The sequence below is a fragment of the Emticicia soli genome, assembly GCF_037860775.1.
GTDB lineage: Bacteria > Bacteroidota > Bacteroidia > Cytophagales > Spirosomataceae > Emticicia > Emticicia soli.
This window is the reverse complement of the sequence record NZ_JBBEWC010000004.1, coordinates 322,764-346,698: the sequence shown is the minus strand read 5'-3', so window position 1 is coordinate 346,698 and position 23,935 is coordinate 322,764. Positions and strand designations below refer to the sequence as shown.

General features: G+C 39.4%; 15 protein-coding genes. 2 read left to right on the top strand and 13 right to left on the bottom strand.

The window, feature by feature from the left end; genetic code table 11:
* Positions 1-93 precede the first annotated feature (93 nt).
* The 4 genes from panB to WAE64_RS07205 form a co-directional block, all read right to left on the bottom strand.
* A complete protein-coding gene (panB, locus tag WAE64_RS07220; protein ID WP_340235580.1) occupies positions 94-909 on the bottom strand; it encodes a 3-methyl-2-oxobutanoate hydroxymethyltransferase in 816 nt (271 codons plus the stop codon).
* 121 nt (positions 910-1,030) lie between these two features.
* Positions 1,031-2,308 (bottom strand): murein hydrolase activator EnvC family protein, encoded by a 1,278-nt coding sequence (locus WAE64_RS07215; RefSeq protein WP_340235579.1) that lies wholly within the window; start codon positions 2,306-2,308, stop codon positions 1,031-1,033.
* A gap of 32 nt (positions 2,309-2,340) precedes the next feature.
* Complete coding sequence (lolB1, locus tag WAE64_RS07210) at positions 2,341-3,159, bottom strand: lipoprotein insertase outer membrane protein LolB1 (protein ID WP_340235578.1); 819 nt, start codon at positions 3,157-3,159, stop codon at positions 2,341-2,343.
* 99 nt (positions 3,160-3,258) lie between these two features.
* On the bottom strand, positions 3,259-4,983 hold the full coding sequence (locus WAE64_RS07205; RefSeq protein WP_340235577.1) for a tetratricopeptide repeat protein: 1,725 nt from the start codon (positions 4,981-4,983) through the stop codon (positions 3,259-3,261).
* A gap of 288 nt (positions 4,984-5,271) precedes the next feature.
* Here WAE64_RS07205 and WAE64_RS07200 point away from each other — a divergent pair, with 288 nt between their 5' ends.
* Entirely contained in the window at positions 5,272-7,323 is a 2,052-nt protein-coding gene (locus WAE64_RS07200) for a tetratricopeptide repeat protein (protein ID WP_340235576.1), read from the top strand.
* Here WAE64_RS07200 and WAE64_RS07195 read toward each other — a convergent pair.
* The 6 genes from WAE64_RS07195 to WAE64_RS07170 all read right to left on the bottom strand — a co-directional run bounded on the left by WAE64_RS07195 (position 7,317) and on the right by WAE64_RS07170 (position 15,123).
* Entirely contained in the window at positions 7,317-8,153 is an 837-nt protein-coding gene (locus tag WAE64_RS07195; RefSeq protein WP_340235575.1) for a Rossmann-fold NAD(P)-binding domain-containing protein, read from the bottom strand. The genes WAE64_RS07200 and WAE64_RS07195 overlap by 7 nt on opposite strands.
* Positions 8,154-8,195: 42 nt before the next feature.
* Positions 8,196-8,804, bottom strand: a complete 609-nt coding sequence (locus WAE64_RS07190) for a Uma2 family endonuclease (RefSeq protein WP_340235574.1) — start codon at positions 8,802-8,804, stop codon at positions 8,196-8,198.
* 31 nt (positions 8,805-8,835) lie between these two features.
* The gene (locus WAE64_RS07185) at positions 8,836-10,341 is read right to left on the bottom strand and encodes a lipopolysaccharide biosynthesis protein (RefSeq protein WP_340235573.1); all 1,506 of its coding nucleotides are present in this window, start codon (positions 10,339-10,341) and stop codon (positions 8,836-8,838) included.
* A 27-nt stretch (positions 10,342-10,368) separates the two neighbouring features.
* On the bottom strand, positions 10,369-13,677 hold the full coding sequence (locus WAE64_RS07180) for a VCBS repeat-containing protein (RefSeq protein WP_340235572.1): 3,309 nt from the start codon (positions 13,675-13,677) through the stop codon (positions 10,369-10,371).
* Positions 13,678-13,843: 166 nt separating this feature from the next.
* Positions 13,844-14,719 carry a pirin family protein gene (locus WAE64_RS07175; protein WP_340235571.1) on the bottom strand — a complete coding sequence of 292 codons (876 nt, stop codon included), beginning with the start codon at positions 14,717-14,719 and terminating at the stop codon, positions 13,844-13,846.
* Between the two features lie 11 nt (positions 14,720-14,730).
* Positions 14,731-15,123, bottom strand: coding sequence for a DoxX family protein (locus tag WAE64_RS07170; protein WP_340235570.1), 393 nt, complete (start codon positions 15,121-15,123; stop codon positions 14,731-14,733).
* Positions 15,124-15,223: 100 nt separating this feature from the next.
* On the opposite strand from WAE64_RS07170, the gene WAE64_RS07165 reads away from it, so the two are divergent.
* Positions 15,224-15,565, top strand: coding sequence for a winged helix-turn-helix transcriptional regulator (locus tag WAE64_RS07165; protein ID WP_340235569.1), 342 nt, complete (start codon positions 15,224-15,226; stop codon positions 15,563-15,565).
* An 83-nt stretch (positions 15,566-15,648) separates the two neighbouring features.
* On the opposite strand, the gene WAE64_RS07160 is transcribed toward WAE64_RS07165, so the two are convergent.
* The 3 genes from WAE64_RS07160 to WAE64_RS07150 form a co-directional block, all read right to left on the bottom strand.
* On the bottom strand, positions 15,649-18,981 hold the full coding sequence (locus tag WAE64_RS07160; protein ID WP_340235568.1) for a VCBS repeat-containing protein: 3,333 nt from the start codon (positions 18,979-18,981) through the stop codon (positions 15,649-15,651).
* Entirely contained in the window at positions 18,978-22,328 is a 3,351-nt protein-coding gene (locus tag WAE64_RS07155) for a VCBS repeat-containing protein (protein ID WP_340235567.1), read from the bottom strand. Before WAE64_RS07155 ends, WAE64_RS07160 begins: the two co-directional genes overlap by 4 nt.
* A 96-nt stretch (positions 22,329-22,424) precedes the next feature.
* Positions 22,425-23,906: a RagB/SusD family nutrient uptake outer membrane protein gene (locus WAE64_RS07150; RefSeq protein WP_340235566.1), complete on the bottom strand. Its 1,482-nt coding sequence runs from the start codon at positions 23,904-23,906 to the stop codon at positions 22,425-22,427.
* Positions 23,907-23,935: the final 29 nt, after the last annotated feature.

Genomic DNA, 23,935 nt, shown 5'->3' with positions numbered 1-23,935 from the left:
AAATTGTGGGGCGAACTTCCAGTTCGCATTTTGTAGAAAATGCTTTATAATAACGGCGAACTGGAAGTTCGCCCCACATGAATAACACAAAACTCAATAAGATTCTTTCTCGTTAGGAAAGTTAGATGACTTCACATCTTTTGTATAATTAGCAACCGCCTCTGTCATGATGGTATGCAGGTCGGCGTACCTACGTAAGAAACGAGGAGAGAACTCTTTGTTAATACCTAGCATATCGTGTACTACCAGAATTTGCCCGTCACAATGTGGGCCGGCACCAATCCCAATAGTTGGAATGCTAACACTTTCGGTAACTCTTTTGGCTAAATTGGCCGGAATTTTCTCTAGTACTATGCCGAAGCATCCTACTTCATCAAGCATTTTAGCGTTTTCTATCAATTGCTCGGCTTCTTCTTCTTCTTTAGCTCTAACGGCATAAGTACCAAATTTATAGATTGATTGTGGCGTAAGCCCTAAATGCCCCATAACAGGAATACCTGCGCTCAGAATACGAACGATAGATTCTTTTATTTCTATTCCACCTTCTACTTTTACGGCATGCCCGCCTGACTCTTTCATGATTCTGATGGCCGAGCGCAGCGCTTCTTCTGAATTGCCTTGGTATGAGCCAAAAGGTAAGTCTACTACTACTAGAGCTCTTTTTACCGCCTTTACCACAGCCTGTGCATGGTATATCATGTTGTCGACGGTGATAGGCAAAGTGGTTTCATGACCTGCCATAACGTTCGAAGCAGAATCGCCAACAAGTATTAGTTCTACACCGGCTCCATCAACAATTTTTGCCATTGAGTAGTCATAAGAAGTAAGACAAGCTATTTTTTCTCCTTTGCGTTTCAGTTCCTGAAGAGTATGGGTGGTTATACGCTTTATTTCAGAATGGGTAGACATATATAATTAGTAAATTAGCGATTGAGTGAATGAATGATTAAGAGTATAAGATTGCTACTTTAACATTTCTGTTACCGTATTAATTCTCAAAGCTTATTTTATTGAATAAATAATTGAAGTATTATCTTGGGACAAGCCATTTTTCTGGGTTCAGCCTTTCGGTATTATGCCATATCTGGAAGTTGATTTCGGTTGTACCGCCTGACGACCCGGCTGTGCCTATGGTTTCTTTGGCATTTATTTTTTGCCCTACTGAGGCAAAAACCTGATTAAGATTAGCATAAACAGTAAAATAGTCGCCATGCTGTACAGCAACTACTCTGCCCAGACCCGGAATCTCGGTTATATCTTTCACAACACCATTATATACCGCCCTAACAGTAGCATTTGAGGGAGTCTGAATATCAATGCCATTGTTATTGATTAGTACACCATGAAGTACAGGATGCTCTTTTACACCAAATCGGTCAGAAATGAAACCTCTTTGTACAGGCCAAGGCAAGCGTGCACGTGATGCGCCAAACGAACGGCCAAGTGTAGTTTCTTCGGCATCAAGTTCAATGATAGCTTTGTTGGGTCTCTTTGCTTTAGCAGGATTTGTTTTAGCCAGTTTAGCCTCTTTATCTTGTTTTAACTCTCTTTCTTTATTTTTCTTGGCAATTTCACGCGCTACAATATTAGTAATCAAGTTATCAAGTTTAGTAACCGAGCGATTAGTAGCTTCAATTTCACGCCTGAGGTCTTTTTCTTTTTTTGATAACTCGCCCACCATTTGGGTCTGTTGGGTTTTGAGTTGCTCAAGGTTTTTGGTCTCTACTACCTTGGCCGTAATCAACCGTTTTTTATCAGACTTTTTCCCTTCCAGATTAGTTTGTCTTTCACGAAGTAGCGCCGCTACTTTATTCATTTGTACTACCTGTGCTTTGCGGTTTTCGGTATATTGTTGCAGATATTTATACCGCATCAGCAATTGATTGAAGGAAGAAGACGAAAACAAAAAGCTAAGTTTATTTAATTTACCACTATCTTTTGATGCAGAATAAAGCATGGCTGCATACTCTTGTTGAAGCTGTTGAAGTTTGTCTTCAAGGTTATCTTTGGCAGCAACAATGTCTTTCATTTCAACATCAATCAGCTCCATGTCTTGTTCCATTAAGCCAATCTGCTCTTCCTGTGAGTTGATTTGCTCTTTAATAGCCTTGATATTACCAACTGTGAGTTCTTTTTTTGCTCTTGCGCTTTCTAGTGCCTTTTTAGTTTCAGCAATTTTTTCCAGATTTCTCTTTTTCTCGTTTTCTAACTGGGCACGTGTTTTGCGTGTGCGTTGTGCAAACGCTTGTTGGTTTATCAGTAAGCAGAAAAGAAAGCAAGTAAGAAAAAAATATGTTACACGTTTCAATGGCATTTGGTTTAGATTTTGGCTTAGCCACACTATTTAGGTGAATACCCCTTGGGAATGCTAAACGAAAAACCAGGGCTTTCGTCTAGAAACTCAATTTTATTATGCTGCAAATTTATTAAAGTCTGGCTGTTTTTATCATCTTTTGGTGCATCAATCTTAGCATTAATTGCCTGCGGGAACAAAAAACTGTTAATTGATAGAAAATTGCCGTAGTCAATTTCCATCTTGCTACCGCCTGTTGCATCAGCAGCTCGTAGTTTTTGTAACTTCAAATTGAGCTCAGCAATAATATTTTCGATTGTCACGGTACTTTCTTGTTGCTTAATCACAAAATTGTTTTCCTCCTTAGTGATAAGGTCATTTTCTCGTTTTTTTATAGGCATATTCCCAATTAGCATTGCCTGTACAAGGTCATAATTAATATTAAAATTGAACTGTCGGCTTAAAGTAGCAAAGTCAAACTTATAATAATTACGATGTAGCCTATCTAAGAAAATAATTGAATCTTGTGTAATTATGCCACGAGCTGCTTCTAAGCCTACAGCAATAGAGAGCCATATTTTTTTATCTTTTTCTATATGAACAAGTACCGGAAACGATTGTTTTACACTACCAGACGAAAAATCGACTTTTGATTTTATTTTCAAAAATTTAAAATCTATGTCAGCCGGAGTAACATCTACTTTGCTGGCAGGCGTAGTTGAAACATCATTATTAGACGCATCGGTTGGGCTAACTGCTACATTGGTAGTATCATCGCTTGATTTATGAATTTTCTGGCGCTTACACGAAGAAGTGAATAAGATTATGAGACAAGAAAAAATAAGAATACTATGGCGACTTGACATGTTTGTGTGAGTTTTTAAGTATTTGCTTAGAACGTATTTATTCCGATACAGAAGCGGAATCTTTCAGGGCAAAGTATCAACAGGTTTCAGGAAGGTGATTTATTCTATTAATTGACCAGATTGTATTTTTTTGTCTATATTAATGCTGTTTTCTCCCATCTGGCGTGCTTTTTTCCATTGTTCAATGGCTTTGTCTTTTTCGCCTAGCTGATACAATACATCGCCGTAATGTTCTACAATTGTACCACTTACACCACTTGGTAATTTAACAGCTTTCTCAAACACCTCACGGGATTTCTGATACTCTTTCATGGTATAAAGCACCCATGCATGTGTATCAAGATAAGTGGCATTGCTGGCAGCGTTTTCGGTAAGTTTGGTTGAAAGTTGCAAAGCACGGCTTAGTTTATCTTTTCTTAGTGAAAGATAATAAGCATAGTTGTTTAGCACGTGTTCGTCGTTAGGGTCAACTTTCAGTACAGCCTCATAGGCATCGTCAGATTTGCTATATTGCTTGGCTTCGTTGTAGGCATCGCCTAGCAGACCATTTACAAACTTAACCATTTCTTTGTTGTCTAATGCCAGGTTACGAGCCTCTTCGAGTGAAGAAATAGACTTTTCGAAATCTTTCTTTACAAAGTTAGCTACGCCGTTATGGTACCAGAATAAAGCCTGATTCGGGAAATACTCAATGGCTTCTTCCGAATGTTTAGCCAGACTTTCATTATCATTGAGTTTTGCATCAATTTCAACAATAGCCAGCCATACTTCAAAAACAGATTTATCAAATTCTGTTGCCTTTACATAGCTGTCACGAGCACCCTTCATGTCAGCTTTTTGTGTTAGCAAATCGCCTAATACTATATATCCTTTTGCGTCAGAAGGCGCTTGGTTAATTAATTCTTTTGTGAGACCAATAAGATTGTCAAGTGTTTTTTCGCTCTTATTGTCTTTCATCATCAGCATATAGCTCGATAAAATCTTGAACTTCACATCTGACGAAAGATTTTTATTTGTAAACGCTACTTGTAGTTCCTGGCTACATTTTTCGAAATCTCCTTTTTTGCGGTAAATCTCAGCCAGAAGTACATGAGCTTCGGCAAAATCAGGGTTACGTTTCAGCGAGGTTTCAAGCATTTTCAAGGCTTGGTCGTAGCGCTCATTCGAAATTAATATCTGGGCTTGTTGTACTACATATTCCGGCTCGGTAGGCTCCGAAGCAATCAGGCGGTCGCCTTCTTCTATGGCTTTTTCAAGCTTATTTTGTTTCAGATAAATCAATTGTTTCTGATGCGTTATTTCTTCGCTCATACCAATTGTTTTTTCTATTTTGTTATATACCTCTACAGCATCAGCGTATTTCTCCTGCATGATATATGCATTCGATAAATCGAGGTAATTGTCAACGTCTCTCGGATATTTAGAAGCTAGTTTTTCGTAAATCTGAGCCGCTTCTTTATAGCGTTTTTGTTTGGTATAAATATCACCTAGAAATTTCTTGTAGAATTTGTTTTCATCGTCTAGTTTTGATGCCTTTTCGCTGTAGAGTGTAGCATTGGCAATATCGTTGGTTGCTAAAAAAGATTTGGCAATCATAAAAAGACTACCCGAACTAGCCGGATTCATTTCTGCAGCTTTTTTGAAATGCGTAATGGCTTTGTCGTAAGTTTCGGCTATATAAAACTTCATGCCGTCGGTAAAAACTGCTTCGGCTTGTAGTTCTTTTTCAGAGATACCGCCATCGCTGGTCTTTTTATTTTTCTGCGCTACACCTACTGCAGGAAGCCAGAGAAATGCCCATAATATGATTCTTGATATTTTCATTCATCAACCGATTGTAGGTATTTTAACGCCCAAAGCCTTCAAATATTGCTTATGCACATTTTACAACATTGCTGCCAAATAATATTCAAAGTTCTTTAAATTATTCTGATATTACAAATAACAAATTTCGTACGGCTTATGGGCTTTGGCTTATTTAAGCAATCTAAGAATTTTATACGAAATTAACAAGATGGTAGAGGAGAAGTGGAAAATAAGCGACATAAAGAGCCTAAATATTGCTTTGACAAGATAATTAAAATATTTTTGTAGTCCCGACCAATCTAAAAAATGGCAAAACAAAAGTCTCAACCTAAACAAGGTACTAAAAAAGAAATAGCGCCACCGTCTTACTCTGCAAAAGCTATCGAACCCGCCGCTCCAAACAGTTTTTCGATTGACGAAAAATGGATTCCGGCCATACTAAGTGTGCTCGTATTTGTGAGTTATATACCCGTATGGAAAAACATTTTTGTGTGGGACGATAAACTCTACATCGTAACCAACGAGCTATTGAAAAACTTTGATATAAAAGGTATTTTTACTGAATATGTAGTTGGTAACTACCACCCGCTAACGGTATTGAGTCTGGCCATTGAATATGCTTTAGTAGGAGATAAAACATGGCTGTATCATCTCGACAACCTTATTTTACATATTCTGAATAGCTGGTTGGTTTTTAGAATAATTCAGAAACTGAATAGTAATGACTTAGTTTCTCTTGTTACGGCTGTTTTGTTTGCTATTCATCCGCTACACGTTGAGTCGGTAGCATGGGCGGCCGAGCGTAAAGATGTGCTCTATACATTTTTCTTACTTTTCTCACTTTGGTATTATTTGAAGTTCGACGAAACAAAGAATAAAGTGCAGTACATTGTCTCGCTGATTTTGTTTTTAGCTGCCTGTTTGTCGAAAGGTATGGCTGTTGTCTTACCTGCTCTTTTAATAATTACAGACTATTGTTTTCTGAAGAAGCCACTGAATTTTCAGTTATTAATCAATAAGATTCCTTATTTTGTTATCACAATTTTGTTTGCTTATCTGGCTACACATGCACAAAAAGATGCAGGTGCTGATGCCTCGAAGGTAATCGGGGGTGCTTACACAACGGGCGAGCGTATTTTAATGACGGCCTACGCCTTTTGTTTCTACTGGGTAAAAACCATTCTGCCATATAATCTTTATCCGTTTTATCCGTACCCAAGTAAAGAAACGGGAAGTATTCCAGCTATTTATCCATTAGCTTTTTTAGGGGCTTTGCTTTTGGTTGGTGCTATTGTATGGTTTGGCCGTAAAGACAAGCGTATCTGGTGGGCAGGGGCTTTCTTCCTGATTGCTATTTCAACCGTTTTGCAGATATTACCCGTAGGTAGTGCTTTGGTTGCCGACCGCTACTATTATTTGTCTTCGATAGGGCCATTGTTTCTGATAGGTTTATTAGTTAATAAATTTTATACGAGTTCTAAAGGTGCTTTAACAGGCTTTGGTATTATAGCATTGGTATTGTGCGTACTTACATTTGTGCAAACAGGCAAGTGGAGAAATGCACTGACGCTATTTACCGATGCCGAGAAAGCTTTTCCAAGAGATGCGATGGTTTTGAGTAATATAGGCTGGCATTACCTCGATAACAAAGATTTCCCTACAGCCAAGCAGTATTTAATTCGTGCCGATGAAGTAGGCTTTAAAAATGCTGATGTATGCCGAAGCATTGGGTCGATGTATCTGGATGAAGGAGACAATGCCACAGCCTTGAAGTATTTTCAGAAAGCTGAACAGTATTTGCCTATCTCTAACCGTACAAACTGGCTTTTTGCTACGGTTTATTACCGAATGGAAGATTATAAAAATGCTAACCGCTACTTTAAAATTACGCTCGAAAACGAGCCAGACAATGCCGAGTACTGGACTTCATACGGTTTATCGCTAATAGGCAGTGGTGATTTTGCAGAAGCCCGTAAAGCCTTTAAAAAATCAATGGAAATTAATCCTCAATATTGGGATGCTTACCTGAATCATGCTTATGCTTATAGAAAAGAGGGCAATTTCGAACAGGAGATTAAGGAGTTAAAAGAATTGATTGAGAAAGCACCACAATACTTGCCTGCGTATAAAAATCTGGGTGTAACCTATGTTGATTTGAAGCAAGATAATAATGCGGTAGAGATTTGGAAGCGTGCATCTGTAAGAGATTCTACAGGTGATTATGAATACAATATTGGCATTAACCACTCGCTTAGAAACGATATTGAAGCTGCTAAACAGTGGTATATTAAAGCCGCTCAGAAAGGAAATACCAATGCAAAGACGATACTTAAAAATAATGGCGTGCCCGGTTATTGATTAGTTTCAGGCAATTGATAGAAATAATCGAGCGGGTTTTTGAATAAAAAATGATACTCTGATTTTTCAAGCCATTTTTCGGGGCTAATAATTTTGTAAGGTTGTGGTTCGGCAGGGGCTACAAACTCTGGCATTTCAAAACCTAATTCTTCGCAGTTTCGGGTATAAATTTCTTTTCTTATGGGGTGTATCGGCGAAACAATGTTGAAAGTATCGCCCCATATATTTTGTTCTATAACGGTTTCAATGATTCTGATTACATCGTCTCTGTGTATGTAATTGACAGGAATATTTCCTGTAGTGAGGCCCTTCCAACCTGCAAAGTATTTGGCCGGAATGCGGTCATAGCCCATCAACCCTGCCGAGCGTAAGATAGTTACATCAGCAGCAAAATTTTTGAGTAGGTTTTCGGCCTTTACCATTGTTGGGCTAGCTGAGGTTTCTGGCGTTGAAACGTCTTCTTCTACTACCTCACGATTAAGCTCAGGATACACCGAGGTAGAGCTTATATAGATAATCTTTTTGATTGGATACTTTTCAACAGCCGCTAACAGATTAACTATCTGCTCTACATGCGCATCAGTTTTTTGCACACTGATTCTAGGTGGAATATTGATGATGAGAATATCAGCGTCGAGAAAGTTATCCACATATTCACATTCCAATTGTGGATTAAGTTTGAGCAAGAAAGGCTCAATGCCGTTTTCTTCCAGAATTACTAACTTATCCACATGCGTAGTACTGCCCTTGACAAGGTAGTTTTTTTCAGAAAGATACGCTCCTAAAGGAAGCCCTAACCAACCACAACCGATAATGCTTATTGTTTTCATGTTTGTGTCTATTATAATAAGGTAATTCGATTACCCTAAATATTATCCTTCAAAAACTTCTTTAACACTTATCTTGAAACCCGTTATTACTGCCGATTCTAGTATCCCATCTTTAAGTTTTTGAGACAATTCAAATTCCTTTTCCTTTAAAAGGTATTGTTCAATAGCTTGGCTATCTGTATCAACAATCCAGTATTCTTTTACATCATGCAGTGCATAATCTTGCATTTTTATTCCATAATCTCGTTCTCTGGTTGAGTCAGATAGAATTTCTATGACAAAATCAGGTGGTGGGAAGGCTGATTGCTTTTGTTCAAAATGCTGAGATTTCTCTTTTACCCAGAAACAAATATCAGGTTCATAGTCGTTTCGTGTAAGCCTAACCATTACTTTTTCATAAGCAACCTCACCTAGATTATTATCATAAACAAAAGGTATCAGATGCCGTGTGATTCGGGTAGATGCTTTCCAATGACGACCATATATAGGAGAATGATAGATGATTTCGCCTAAAATAAATTCAGCTTTTATGTTTTCGTCTACATTTGCCCAAAACTCATGCCTGCGTTTTTGCTCATCGGCCCAAATCTTTTCCAACTCGTCAAGCATTTCTCTTAGATTGGGTGCATGTAATAAATCTGTGATGCTCATGGATTTTAGAAATTATAAACGAATTTAACATTTAAAGACGAAAAAACTTACTAAGTCCCAGACTTTTACGCTCAACAAAAACAATCACAAATAAGAACATACAACTCAGTATTAACCTGAACGGAATGGCAATGTAAGGGTTCTCTATCTTGATTTGCCATGCAGCAAAAATCAGAATACCTGCACAAATAAGATACGCACTAACACTACTTAATTCGTAAGGAATAGGGTAGTACTTCTGGCCAAACCAATAGCATAGCACCATCATAACGAATGATGAAACAGCAAAGGCAAGAGCACAGCCGATGAAACCCATCTGCGGAATCAGGATTAGGTTTAGAATAACCGAAGTGAACATACCGATAAACGTCAGAATTGTACCAAAGTGTGTTCGGTTGCTAAGTTTAAACCAGATTGACATATTCTGATACACGCCAACAAACAAATTGGCTAGTAAAAGAATAGGAACTACTTCGAGGCCAAAACGGTAGTTTTTGCCCAATATAAGGCTGATTAAGTCTATATTGAGGCTTACACCTACCCAAATAAGAATACAGGCAATGGTAAACCATTTGGTAGCAAGCGCTATCATAGAAGGCGAGTTTTTGTCTTCGGCCTTTGAGAAAAAAAACGGGTCGGCAGCATAGCGGTAAGCCTGCACTACCAACAGCATGAAAATAGAAAGTTTATACACATTGGCATAAATACTATAAGCTGCATCGGTTGTTAGACCTTCGTAGAAACCGTCGGGTAAAATATCCCGAAACATAATGCGGTCGGCCAATTGATTGGTAGCTCCGGCCAAGCCCATAATTAATAGGGGATAGGCATAAATAAAAACCGGCTTGAACTTCTTGAAATCGAATGTGAATCTGAAACCGACAAATTCTCTCCATAAGAATAGCAAAGTAACTAAACTGGCAATAAAGTTGGCCCACACAATATAATCAGGCCCGATTTTCGGATTGTAGAAGAAATCGGCAAAGGGTTTCCAATCAGGTAATATAATACCCTCATGAATATATTTGCAGAACATCAGATAGAAAACATTGAGACCGATGTTAACAAAGATGTTAATCAGGCGAATGGCTACAAACTTTTTAGCTCTATTTTCGGCTCTTAGCTTGACAAAAGCAATGGCTGCCACGGCATCGGTAGCTAAAATAATAGCAAACCATACTACAAGCCGCTCTTTGCCCGGAAAATGCATGGCATTGATAATAGGCGTAGCCATGAAGTATATAATACTTGAAAAAATAACACTGGTAAGAATGACGTAAGATAAAATCAGGTTATAGTATTCTTGTCGGTTTTCTTGCTTGCTGGCATAACGGAAAAAAGCCGTTTCCATACCATAGGTATAAACTATATTCAGCAAAACGGCATATACATATAATTGGTTATTGTCGGCAAGTAAATTTTGTTGCTCAAAAACACGGGTGTGTACTGCTACTAAAAGCCAGTTAAGAAAACGCCCGACAATGCTACTAATGCCATAAAGGGCGGTATCGCTCGCTAATTTTTTTATTACGCTCATGTGTTAATTTCAGGGGAGAGGTTTTTCTCAGAATCCGATTATCTGTACCTTATCGTTATTTTTTGCCAAAATTAGTATATTTTTCTTAGCTCCTTTTACTAATTTCATTCGGCGTACTTGTCCGGTACTGAAAAAACCAGTGTCTTTTGATTTTAGCAGTTCAAACTGCCCCTTACCCTTGCCATGTAAAACCAATCCGTGATTGCTATCGTAACGACCAATTTCGGGTAATACATCGAAAAAATTACCTGTAAGAATAATATCTAATTTGCCGTCATTGTCGTAATCGCAGGTTTCGATACCATATATAGGCGAAAACTGTACTTCTATAGGAAGCGGCATGATGCTGAAATTCCCTTTCCCATCGTTGATAAAAAAAGAAGTTTGCGGCTGAACTACAGTTTTCTGTATCATTCCCTCTTTTTGCTCACTTGTAAATATTTCATCAACCGATTTGTTGGCGTAGTCTTTATGGTACACAAATCGCTCTTTGATAGATGGTATAACCCGCTGCAAGTCGGGCTTTTGCATCAGAGGCACTTGTTTGCCGTTGTTATACACACAAATGAGTTGTTCTACCAAACCGTTTTTATCAAAATCGTTTACACAAAGCATCGCTGGTTCAGCTTTTGAGGCTTTCAGTTTAGAATTGAGCCCCAGGTTACCCACTATTAAATCATCATCGCCATCGTTATCAATATCAGCTACTTTTATGGTATTCCACCAACCTTCCGAATCGGGTATTGTTAGCGGAGCAGCTAGTTTGCCTTTCTGATTTTTGAGAATCATAACGGGCATCCAGTCTCCGGCAATTACTAAATCTAGCCAGCCATCTTTGTCAATATCAGTCCATGCGGCGTCGCTTATCATGCCTAGTTCGCCTAAATCTTCGGCTGTAAATTTGCCCTTGCCATCGTTTCTTAAAATATAACTTTTGGGACTACGGCCATATTGGGCGCTAATCAAACGGGAACCCACAAATAAGTCTTCATCGCCATCTTTGTCAAAATCTCCGGCTACTACACATGAAGTATTTTCGAACAATGCAGGTAATGTACTTAATGAAAAATTACCTTTACCATCGTTTAAATATAAATAGTCACTAAGAAGCACGCTATTCTGTGGAAACTCGTTGCCGCCCGTAGCAATGTATAAATCTAGATCATTATCGCCATCAGCATCGAAAAATGTAGCTGCTACTTCGTCGGCTTGTGGCGTTATGCCAAAAGCACGTTGTTCACTTGCCCGAAAGGTGCCTGCACGGGTTTGTAAAAATAGTACGCCTTTAGCATTAGAGGCAGCTCCCAGATACACGTCTTCTAGGCCATCGCCGTTTACGTCGCCTACTGCCAGCGCAGGGCCTTGCCTTGAAAACATTTGTTTTAAAGTGGCATCTCTGTTATAATCCACAAAATCGTTTTCAACATGGGTATAGTTTATGCCCGACTGTGCGCTTATGTCTGTAAAATATCTGTTAGTAGCAGTTGGTTTTGAAATGTACGGCTGGTTTGCATTTTTTTGCTCCAATATCAGCTCTGTATCTGCTTTTGGATTTTTGATCGTCTGTTTTTTGTCGTTCTGCCATACAACAACCACAGAATCAATGCCGGGATTATTAGCTAAACCGAAAACCAATATGTGGTCGCTTGAAGACTGAAAACCATGATTTGGCATGGCTTGCAGATACTGCGTTTTGCCTTGTTGATAAAGATATACCTTTGCGCCGATGCCAAGTGTATTTTTATCGGCACCTTTTAGGTTTACTCTTAGAAAGTGCTTTTTCAGTTTTTCAGAAGTATGATTCCGATAGACCGACAATGGCATATTGTTGTTGTTGATAATCAAATCAAGGTCTCCATCATTGTCTAAATCGCCATAGGCCGCACCATTAGAAAATCCGGGTTGGCCAAGCCCCCAAACCGAGGCTTTGTTTTCAAATTTCAGATTACCCTTGTTATTAAAAGCATAGTTCGGAATAGGTTTAGATGGCATTTTCTCAACCATTTTATTGATATTGAGTTTGCCGTTCTGGTCGAGCATTTGTGGGACAGTGTTTTTATCGGCCAGAAAACTGATAAAATCCTGGTCTGTCAGGTCGTGGATAATACCATTGGCTACAAAAATATCTTTCATGCCATCATTATCCATGTCAAAGATTAGTGCGCCCCAGCTCCAATCTGTAGCATGAATACCTGAAAGCGCAGCTACTTCACTGAAAATCGGGACACCATCATGATTATCACCATTATTAAGTTGCAGGGTATTGCGTGTGTATTGGTGGTAGAAATCACGCTGAACTTTTATCTGCTCTAGTTCGTATGTTTCAAAGCTCGACGTAGTTTTTAAACGATAATCATCGTTGGGCAGCATGTCGGTGACAAAAATATCGGGATAGCCATCGTTATTAATATCACCAATATCGGCACCCATTGAGTTAAGGCTTGTATGCCCCATCGACTCTTCGATAGATTCTTTAAAAGTGCCATCTTTCTGATTGATATAGAGGTAGTCTCGCTCGTAGAAATCGTTAGAGATATAAATATCCAGCCAATTATCGTTGTTTACATCGCCAACAGTAATCCCCAACCCAAAGCCTATTAAGCTACCATAAATACCTGCTTGCTCGCTAACATCGGTAAACTTATTATTATCGTTTCTAAAGAGCTTATGCCCGCCGAAGGGGTCTCGCTGGTTGCGTAAGTTCTGATACTGAAGCTTGTTTACCTGTATAAAGCTATTGTTGAGCAGGTACATATCTAGGTCGCCGTCACGGTCAAAGTCAAAAAAGGCTGCATGAGTAGAGTAGCCCCCGTCGAAAAGCCCATATTCTTTGGCCATTTCTTTAAACGACGGAATACCATCTGACCCAATGCCCTGATTGATGAATAGCTCGTTGCCCCGTGTATCGTTGTGTAATTCGCCCGAATTACACACATAAATATCTAAAAGGCCATCGCCATTTACATCGGCAAGGGTTACACCTGTGCTCCATGCCTTTGTACCACCAACTCCGGCTTGTTTTGTTATATCTTGAAACTGAAATGACTCCCCGTTTTTAGTGCCCTTATTCAGATATAGTTTATTTTCACCCTGATTGGCCGTGAGGTAAACATCAGCAAAACCATCGTTGTTTATGTCGCCTATAGCCACGCCGGCACCATTATAAAAGTTGCGGTAGTTGATGATATTCATTTCGGGCGTGTCTTCAATCTTATTTGTAAAGTCAATACCCGTTTTTGATGCATCAAGTGCCTCAAATAAATAATCCTGCGAATCTTGTTTGCACGAAAGCAAAGAAGTAATCAATAAACAATAAAGCAGCGGTTTTGTCATCATATCAAAATAAGCTTGTAAAAATAACAATAGAAATCGGATTCTATTGTATCTAACCCACGAGCTATGCCACTGAATGATTAAAAAAATGGCAACACTATCCATTTATTAGATAATGTTGCCGTTTTTCACCGAATGAACTCTTACTGCTTGGTTGGTACCAAAAAATTTAACTAAGCTCAGCTACCTTGCGGTGCCATGTTTTTCTGCTTTCATCCAGATTGTTCAGATGCGGCATTTTTCCGACGTGGTATTCCTCATATAATCTTATGATGTCTCTATTGATATTCCCAATAAAAGGGCCATAACTTACAATAGGTGCATGATGCGGTGCGGCTGTGTACAACACAAACCTAGCGCCTTGCTCATCAGTTTTAAATACTATCTCGGTATCGCCTGTTTCTTTCGCCTCATTTAGCCAAGCCACTTGTCCGTATTTTATAGGGGTTTCGCCTATCGTTACGCTGCCTTCCAGTACATAGATAAATCCATTATAAGTAGAAGGAATCTGCTGCGTAATTGTAGCATTTTTCTCTACCCTGAAATCTACAAGCGTAAGCGGAGTATGGTTGCTAAGCGGAGAAGTAAGGTTATTGCTGCTGCCACTGTATACTCTTATTTCGGCTTTGTCGGTTTTGAGCGTTGGCACATCTTCCAGCAATATTTGTTGCCACGAGGGCTCTATCCACCTTTTTTCGGGCGGTAAAGCTAGCCATAATTGCAAAATGTGCATATTAGTTTTAGCGGCTATCTCTTCAGTATGAATAATGCCTTTTCCGGCAGTCATTATTTCAAGGCTGCCTGTGTGCCAGTCTTTCTCGTCGCCCTGTAATACAAGTGTTACAGTTTCAAAACCCGCATGAGGGTGTGCTCCTCCTACAGGTTTGCCACCCGGTAGGTTCAGTGCATCGTCCATTAATAAAATAAATGGGTCGGTATGTGCAAAATCCTTACCATCGATAAGTGCTTTTGCTGTATGTCCCACGCCTAAAAAGCCTTGGTGTCCATGAGGCGTATCAATATGTTTTATGGTTCTTTGTTCCATTGTTGTACAATTTATTGTTGTTTAACTAACTTCTGTGCAGTTGGAAACACAAACTGCAATACTTGAGGATAACGCAAAACAAAGGCTATCCAGACTAATACTTGTACACCTACCGCCATAGCAATAGACTGTTGGTGTTGTAAATGCGTGGCAATAGCACCACCCATGTAAGCAATCAATAGCAATGAACCCAATATGCCTGTGCGTGGAATCAGGAATAACACGAGTGCTATTAACTCTATAACGCCGATAAACCAATACGTTTGTGCATCAAAGCCTATTGATGCGGCTTGCGCTACGGCAGTTTCATTATATGATAGTTTCATAAATGCGCTCATAGCGAATAATAATCCTAATAAAACGGTAAGTACTATACCTGCGATTTTGTTTATTTTCTTTGGCATTGTTTTAAAATTTTAAATTGATGATGCAAATGTCTCAAATATATGCTATACATTTGTTATCTGTTACAAAAAGGATAGCGGTTACAAAAAGGATACTATTATGACAATACATACACAAGAGTCTTGCAGAAGAGCAAGGCTGGCCGTTCGGGATACACTAGATGTGGTCGGCGGCAAATGGAAATTGGTACTACTTACTGTATTAAGAGATGGTAAGAAGCGATTTAGAGAATTATCAAGAGAAGCAGATATTTCGCCCAGAATTTTGTCGAAAGAATTGCAAGAAATGGAAATGAATGGTTTAGTGAGCCGTACGGTTTGTGATACTAAGCCTATAACGGTAGAATATGCTCTAACACCCTATAGCCAAACACTCGACGAGGTTTTGAATGCGATGGAAAAATGGGGTGAACAGCACAGACGTAAAATAATGGCCGATTGAAAAGGTTTTAGTGTAAATCGGCTGTAAAAAATAAAGGATTGGCTAGAGCCAATCCTTTATTTTTTAAATAACTGAATGCTGGCTTATTGTGCCAGAAGTTTGAATACCTGCATTTTATCGTTATTCCGTAAGACAAAGTATAGCTGCCCTTTGGGTGTATTTATAACTTTTATATCACGCACATCGCCTTCTTGTAAAAAGCCTGTGTCGGTTGGCACCAAAGGCGTAAAATCTCCCTTGCCATTACCTTTCAGAATTAAACCATAAGAAGCATCGTAGCGTGCTTGATACATATTGGCACCGTAGAAATTGCCACCTATTAATACATCAAGATTACCATCTTTGTCAATATCTTCGGTTCGCAGAGCCATTATTTTTGATACTTGCGAAAGGTTTGGCAATGTTGTTAGCGTGAAAGTTTTGTTACCTTGGTTTTCGAGATATACCGACTCGAAAGTATTCACAAGTTTTTCGTCGGCATCATTCAGGTCTTTGCTGCTAAAAATCTCGTCGATGGTTTTTCCTGCAAATTCGCTGTACTCGGTGTATTTTTTGTTTATTATGTTCGGAATCTGTTTCCCCATTTCTTCCTTGCCATTCACGGGATACCATTTATCGCCTCTGCTGTATGCCAGAATATGGTCTAAGGCATCGTTTTTATCAAAATCTTTGGTGAACATTTTTAGTTGCCCACCATCATTTTTTCTGAATTTGGTATTAGTGCCCAGATTACCTACCACAAAATCAATGTCGCCATCTTTATCAAAATCTCCGGCAGTAATGCTACTCCAGAAACCCGTGAATTTGCCTAACTGATTATCTACCTGCTTAAGTTTCCCTTTATCATTTTCAAAGGTTTTAACCGGCATCCAGTCGCCTGTTACTGTTAGGTCAAGGTCACCATCTTTGTCAATGTCAGCCCATACGGCGTCTGTAATCATTCCGGCCTGGCGAAGCTCTGGTGCAATACTTGTGGTCATATCGCTGAATTTCCCTTTTCCATCATTTACAAGCAAGTAAGAATTAGGCGATTTGCCGTATTGATAAGCCACTACACGCCCACCAACAAAGAGGTCGAGGTCTCCGTCTTTGTCAAAGTCGCAAGCTCGTACACAAGATTTATTATCTAACATAGATGGCAGAGCACCAACGGCTTTTGTGAAATTGCCTTTTCCATCGTTCAGATACAGGCGGTCGAGTTGCTCAGGCATATCGCCATAAAATTCGTTTCCACCCGTAACTACGTATAAATCAAGGTCTTTGTCGCCATCAGCATCAAAAAACAGTGCATCCACATCTTCCAGCAAAGAGTCTGCTTTAAAAGCAACTTGTGGGTTTTTTATAAAACCGTTAGCTTTTTGCAGGTAGAGTTCGCCAGCCTGATATTTTGCCCCACCTACATAAAAATCTTCCAATCCATCGCCATTTACATCACCCACTGCCATTTTAGGCCCTTCGGTAGATACTTTAAACGGAATGAGCATCTCACGTGTGAAATCAAAATATACGTTTTCTTTGTGTACGAAAGGGCTATTCTGAGTACTAGTGATATTCTCAAACAATGGCTTTTGTGGGGTATAGAATTGGTAAGTACTACCATCTAGTTTGGCATTGTTCTGATTCAACACAAGCGTTTTGTTAATAGTAGGGTTAACTATTACCTCCATTTTCTGGTTTTCCCATATCACAATCAGCGAGTCTATTTGCGGTGCTTTGCCGATACCAAATAGCAAAGATGGCTCAACAGCACTCATAAAGCCCCGGGTAGGCATTAGTTGTTGCAATTGTTCGCTCTCTTTGGTTTTCAATATTACTTTTGCTCCTACACCAAAAGTATTTTTATCGTTACCTTTTAGCTGTAGCTTTATGTAGTTATTGCCTAGTGTCTCTCTACTCTGGTTCAGATAAACTCCGGCAGTTTCGTTTAGATTATTGGTAATTAAATCAAGGTCACCGTCATTATCGAGGTCTGCATAGGCACTACCATTCGATATGTTTTTCTCTTCAAAACCCCATTCCATCGATTTATCCTGAAACTTTAACTCTTTAGTGCCCTTGTATAGATAATTATGCCATTTACCGCTAGGCATCTTTTCCATTGCTTCTTTATCAAGGTTGTGCGAGGTTGGCAAATTATAATGCAGCGAGTCGCTTAGAATAAACTTCAGGTAGTCAAGGTCGTTGGGGCGTCGTAGTATTCCGTTTGTTATAAATAAGTCTTTGATGCCATCGCCATCATAATCAGCCAAAAGGGGGCTCCAGCTCCAGTCGGTAGCAGCAACACCGGCCATAGGTGCAATATCGCTGAAGCGTTTGCCAGCCATGCTTAATTGTAAACAGTTGCGGCTATATTGGTTAAAATACCCAAATTGTAATTTATACAGATAAATGTCGAGGGGGTCTTCACCAACCGACGATTTTTCTACTTTTTCATCTTCCGGGTACATATCCAGTGTGATAATATCCTGAAAACCGTCGTTGTTTATATCAGCAATATCAGAGCCCATTGAAAAGCGGCTCAAGTGTGTAAAATGTTCTTTGACACCCTCTTTAAATGTTCCGTTTTTCTGATTGATATAGTAGTAATCGTCTTCATGAAAATCATTACTTATATAAATATCAAGCCAGCCATCGTTGTCAACGTCAGCTACCGAAATACCTAAACCATAACCCATAGCTGCCTGATAAATACCTGATTCCTGACTTACATCAACAAATTTGCCACCATCGTTACGGTACAGATAATCGCCGGCTTCGTTGTCTTTAAGCATACGGGTATTTACACGGTCATAAGAGCGGGTATTATGCACAGCGTGGTTGAGCAAGTAGCAGTCAAGGTCGCCGTCTTTGTCATAATCAAAGAAAGCTGCTTGTGTAGAAAAACCAGTGAAATCTAAACCGTATTCGGCCGATTTTTCACTAAAAGTAAGGTCTCCATTATTGATGTATAGCTCGTTAGAACCTTCTAAACCTTTATAGTTGGCAACAGCACAAACATAAATATCTAATAAACCATCGCCATTTACATCGGCCATTGTTACGCCTGTTTTCCAGTCAGAGAACCCACCGATACCTGCTTTTTCTGAAATGTCTTCAAACTCAACCGGGCTATCTTTGGTTTTGCCTTTATTTAAATAAAGCTTGTTTTTGCCCTGGTTTGACACAAAAAACAGGTCAGTGAGGCCATCATTATTAATATCGCCTGCCGCTACACCACCACCATTGAAGAAATATAGATAATCAAGAATATTGAAATCTTTGGTTTCAGTAATATTGTTGGCAAAATCAATCTTAGTCTGGGTTGATGATAGTTTCTCGAAGAGTTTAAGCTCTTCGTCTTTTTTTGATTTGCTACACGAACTAAAAATTACCGTTGATAAAGTTACTACACTTAAAAACTTAACTAATAATTTCATTTTTTCTGCTTTTTAAAACTGAAAATCTGCGCTTTGTCGTTGTTTTTGGCCAGCACCAGCATTTCTTCAGTTGTATTAGGGTTGTGTATCGTTGTTTTTACTTTATACATTTTGCGAACCTGGCCCTGTGTTCTGAAACCCGAATTATTAGGGCTGATGACCTCAAACTCTCCCTTGCCTTTGCCTTGCAGCAATAAGCCATAGCTGGCATCAAAACGCCCCCATTCAGGCAAAACATCAAAGAAATTTCCGGCCAGTACAATATCCAGTATGCCATCGTTATTGAAATCACCGGTTTCTATTGCAAAAATAGGAGACAACTGCGCTTGCATAGGCAGGGCTTTTAAAGAAAAATTGCCTTTGCCATCGTTAATTAAAAACGAAGTTTGTGTGGTAACAATTTTTTTGCGTATGCCATCTTTCATCTGTTCGGCCGTAAAAATATCTGAAATCGGCTTATTGGCGTAGTCGGTGTACTTGATAAACCTCTTTTTAATCATTGGCAGGGCTTTTTGTAACTCTGCTTTCAGCACCATAGGGTAGGTGTTGCCGTCTTCTGTTACGCAAGAAATTATCTGCTCAACTGTACCGTTTTTATCAAAATCGTTCACGTCGAGGTAGGCTGGGTACTCAACAGAGGCTTTTAGTTTGGTATTTGTGCCTAAATTGCCCACTATGAAATCTATGTCTCCGTCTCCGTCTATATCGGCAGGTTTCAAGCTATTCCAGTTACTCTCTGAGTCTTTGATGGTTTCTTTTAAAGTGAGTGTACGGCCTTTTTCATTTTTAAAGATTACTATACCTCCCCAGTCCTGAGTAATTATCAGGTCTTCAAAGCCATCGTTATCAATATCCAGCCACTCAGCATCGGTTACCATACCTAACTCGTTTATTTGAGGCATAAAACGTTTAGACATATTTTTGAACTCGCCGGTACCATCATTTATATATAAATTACTCGGCGGATTCATACCATATTTGCCCGGAATCATACGTGAACCGACAAACATATCCAGGTCGCCGTCTTTGTCAAAGTCGGCTACTGATACGCATGAGCCATTTTCGTTGATTGCCGGAAACCTTAAGTCTCTTTTAAAATTACCTTTGCCGTCGTTAAGGTACAATACATCGTGCAACTCGGGAGCATTAATTTCAAACTCATTGCTACCAGTTACTACAAATAAATCGAGGTCGCCGTCTTTATCGGCGTCAAAAAATACTGCATCGGTATTTTCGGTAGTGCCATCAAAACTAAAATCTGCTTGATTGGACTCCAGGAATTTGCCATTTTTTTGCTGAATGTATAATTTCTTCGCTTGCCCGGCTGCTCCTCCAAAATACATGTCGTCGAGTCCATCATTGTTTACATCGCCCACAGCTAATGCCGGGCCTTGTGTAGAGTATTTTTGTTTTAATAATACATCACGGTCATAGTCGACAAAATTGCTTTCTTGATGCTTATAATCAAGTGTGCCATTTGTAATGTCGGTAAACAATAAGTTTTTAGAACCTGCTTCGCTAAACTTAAATACCTGATTGGCATTTTTGTAATCGAGCGTAAGACTTACATCTGTCTTTGGGTTTTGCAGCACCTGCATTTTATCGTCAGGCCATACAATTTTTAGCGAATCAATAGTGGCGTTTTGTCCCAACCCGAAAACAAGCTGGTGGTCGCTCGACGATTGAAATCCTCTGTTAGGCATTTGTTGTAATACTTTTTTTGAACCCTGCTGATATACGGTAATAGTAGCGCCGATACCGTTCAGGTTTTTAGCGGTGCCTTTCAGGTGTATTCTCAAAAAGTGATTTTTGTTTACTTCGTTGGTTTTGTTTTTGTAGACCGATAGCGGAGCGTTTACGTTGTTCACAACAAGGTCTAAATCTCCGTCATTATCAAGGTCGCCATAGGCCGCACCATTCGAAAAACCAGGGCCTTTGAGTCCCCACGAGTCAACAGTATTGGTAAATTGCAGATTACCATTGTTTTTATAAGCATAATTCGGAATAGGTACCGACGATATTTTATCGGTAAATTCTTTGTAATCAAACTTTTTGCCTTCAAGCATCTGCTGCATGGTGTTGCGGTCGCCCAGAAACTCCACAAAATCTTGGTCGGTGAGGTCTTTGGCAATGCCATTGGCTACAAAAATATCTTTTAGCCCATCGTTATCCATGTCAAAAATCAAAGCGCCCCAGCTCCAGTCGGTGGCATGTACACCCGAAAACTCACCTATCTCGCTGAATGTTCCGTCGCCATTGTTCAGGTGGAGCATATTGCGCATATATTGATGCCAGAAACCACGTTGTAGCTTCATTTCAGATAAATTGTAGCTCTCGAATGTACTGGTTGTTTTTAGGCGTCGGTCATTAGCCGGAAGCATATCTGTTACAAAAATATCCAAATTGCCATCGTTGTTAATATCGGCAATGTCGGCACCCATAGAACTCAGGCTTATATGCGGCATCTGGCTTTCGAGGTCTTCTTTAAATGTACCATCTTTCTGATTGATATAGAGGTAATCTCGCTCGTAGAAATCATTCGAAATGTAAATATCTAACCAGTTATCATTATTTACATCTCCAATGGTGATACCTAAACCAAAACCAATCAGACTACCATAAATACCTGCCTGCTCGCTTACATCAGTAAATTTCAAACTGCCGTTTTCACTATCGTTTCTGAATAATTTGTGGCCGCCAAGTTTGTCACGCTCATTGCGCAGGTTCATAAATCCTAGGCGGTCGATAGGGGTAAAGCTATTGTTTAGCAAATACATATCTAAGTCGCCATCACGGTCATAATCAAAAAAAGCGGCGTGTGTAGAAAAACCTCCGTCTTCTAGGCCTGCTTCTTTAGCCATTTCTTTGAACGACGGAATACCATTCCGTCCAACGCCCTGATTAATATATAACTGGTTGCCTCGTTGGTCTTGGCTACCCGAATTACACACATATATATCCAGCAATCCATCACCATTCACATCAGCAAACGTAGCACCTGTTGACCAGAATTTTTTGATTACAATTCCCGCTTCTTTTGATATATCTTCAAACTCAAAAGATTTTCCATCTTTTACACCCTTATTGAGGTATAATTTATTTTCTTCGAAATTAGACGTAACAAAAATATCAGCAAATCCATCGTTATTCACATCGCCTATGGCCACCCCACCACCGTTGTAGAAATTGCGGTAATTGAAAATATTAAATTCTTTTTTCTCTAAACTCCGGTTTACGAAGTCGATACCCGTTTGAGATGCCGGAAGTTCTTCAAACAGTGTATCTTGCTTTTTCTTACAAGAGAAAAGCAAGTAAGAAAAAAGAATAATAAGCAATAAATGTTTCATAAGAATAGGTTAAAATATTGCCAACAAGCTGGCTCATTGGCTTAAAATTAAAAAGGCAGACCAAGTCTGATCTGCCTTTTAGAAACTTGATTATGATTAATAACCCGGGTTTTGTTTCAATGCAGGGTTAGCATCGATACGTGGTTGAGGAATCGGGAATAATTCTCTTCTTTTATCCAGGTTTTTCATGAACTTTCTTTCTTTTGTGAAAGCATCGAAACGAATCATATCGTTACGTCTCCAGCCTTCCCAAGCAAACTCACGGCCTCTTTCTGCCAGAATTTGTTCTGCAGTTAGCGTGGTTAATGCCGGTACGCCTGAGCGTGCTCTGATTGTGTTTATATCAGCCAGAGCTTCGGCAGTTTTGCCTAATCTGAAAGCTGCTTCACCTCTCATCATGATAGCATCTGCCAAACGGAACACCACGAAGTCGTTGCTTTGGTCGCCATTCGGGTTGTTTCTCTGAATCTCATATTTCTGAGAGCGAGCACCTGCTACCTGAAACTCAGGGTCAGCGTCTGTCATCTGGTCTTTATTAAAATCAGTAATAAACGCCAGAGGTTGGTCTTTTGCATCTTTTAGAGGAGTTCCATCGGCTGCAAATTGTTGGCCTGTCAACCACATTTTGATACGAGCATCTTTAGAATCAAAAGAGTTGTAGAACTCAGCCAGGGTACAGAAGCCATTCCAAGGTGCATTACCTAAGTTATAAGTACGTTGGTTAGCATAATGCAATGTTCTCATCTGGAAGTTCATACCACCTGCCTTGAAACTATCGTAAGGAATAGTCCAGATGTTTTCAGTTGAGTTTTGGTTCTGAACAATAAAGTTTTCAAGTGTAGTTGCTGTTAAACCATAAGCGTTTTTCGACTTAATAACTTTATCAATTGTATCATAAGCTTTTTGCCATTCTGGTGAGCCTTTGTAAACAGCGGCATTCAGGTATAATTTAGCTAAAAGCATATTGGCTACGTCCTGAGTCATACGGCTGTATACTTTGTCGGCCGAAAGGTTAGGAATAACCGCTAATAATTCAGACTCAATAAAGGCATATACTTCGGCACGGCTCTTTGTTCCGGCATCTGAACTACCATCTTTTACGATAGGTACATTACCAAACAAATCTATTGCCATAAAATAATTGAAGGCACGGATAGCACGAAGCTCATCAACTGCTTTCTGGTTATCTTTTACAGTAACCATTAATTGGTTTACTTGTGAGATATTACCAAATATAAAACCCCAAACACCATTGATAGGGCCGTGTTGTGGTGTCCATGTATGGCGAGAATAAGCCAACCAGTCACCGTTATCATACCAGTCACCACCACGAGTAGGTACAATCAACTCATCAGAAGTTGCTTCACTTGGGTTAAACCAGTTGTCGGTCATGCCTCTTAAGCTACCATAGGCAGGTCCAAGTACGGCAGCAATCTGGGCATCAGTTTGAGGAAAATTACCGTCATCAATGATTGAACCATAAACAGGCTCAGTTAGGTCAGTACAAGACTGCATGCTGATTAGTCCTAAGCTAAGAGCTGATACAGAAAGTACTTTTATAATATTTTTTCTTTTCATTTTCTTGATATTTTTAATCAGTCTTTAGA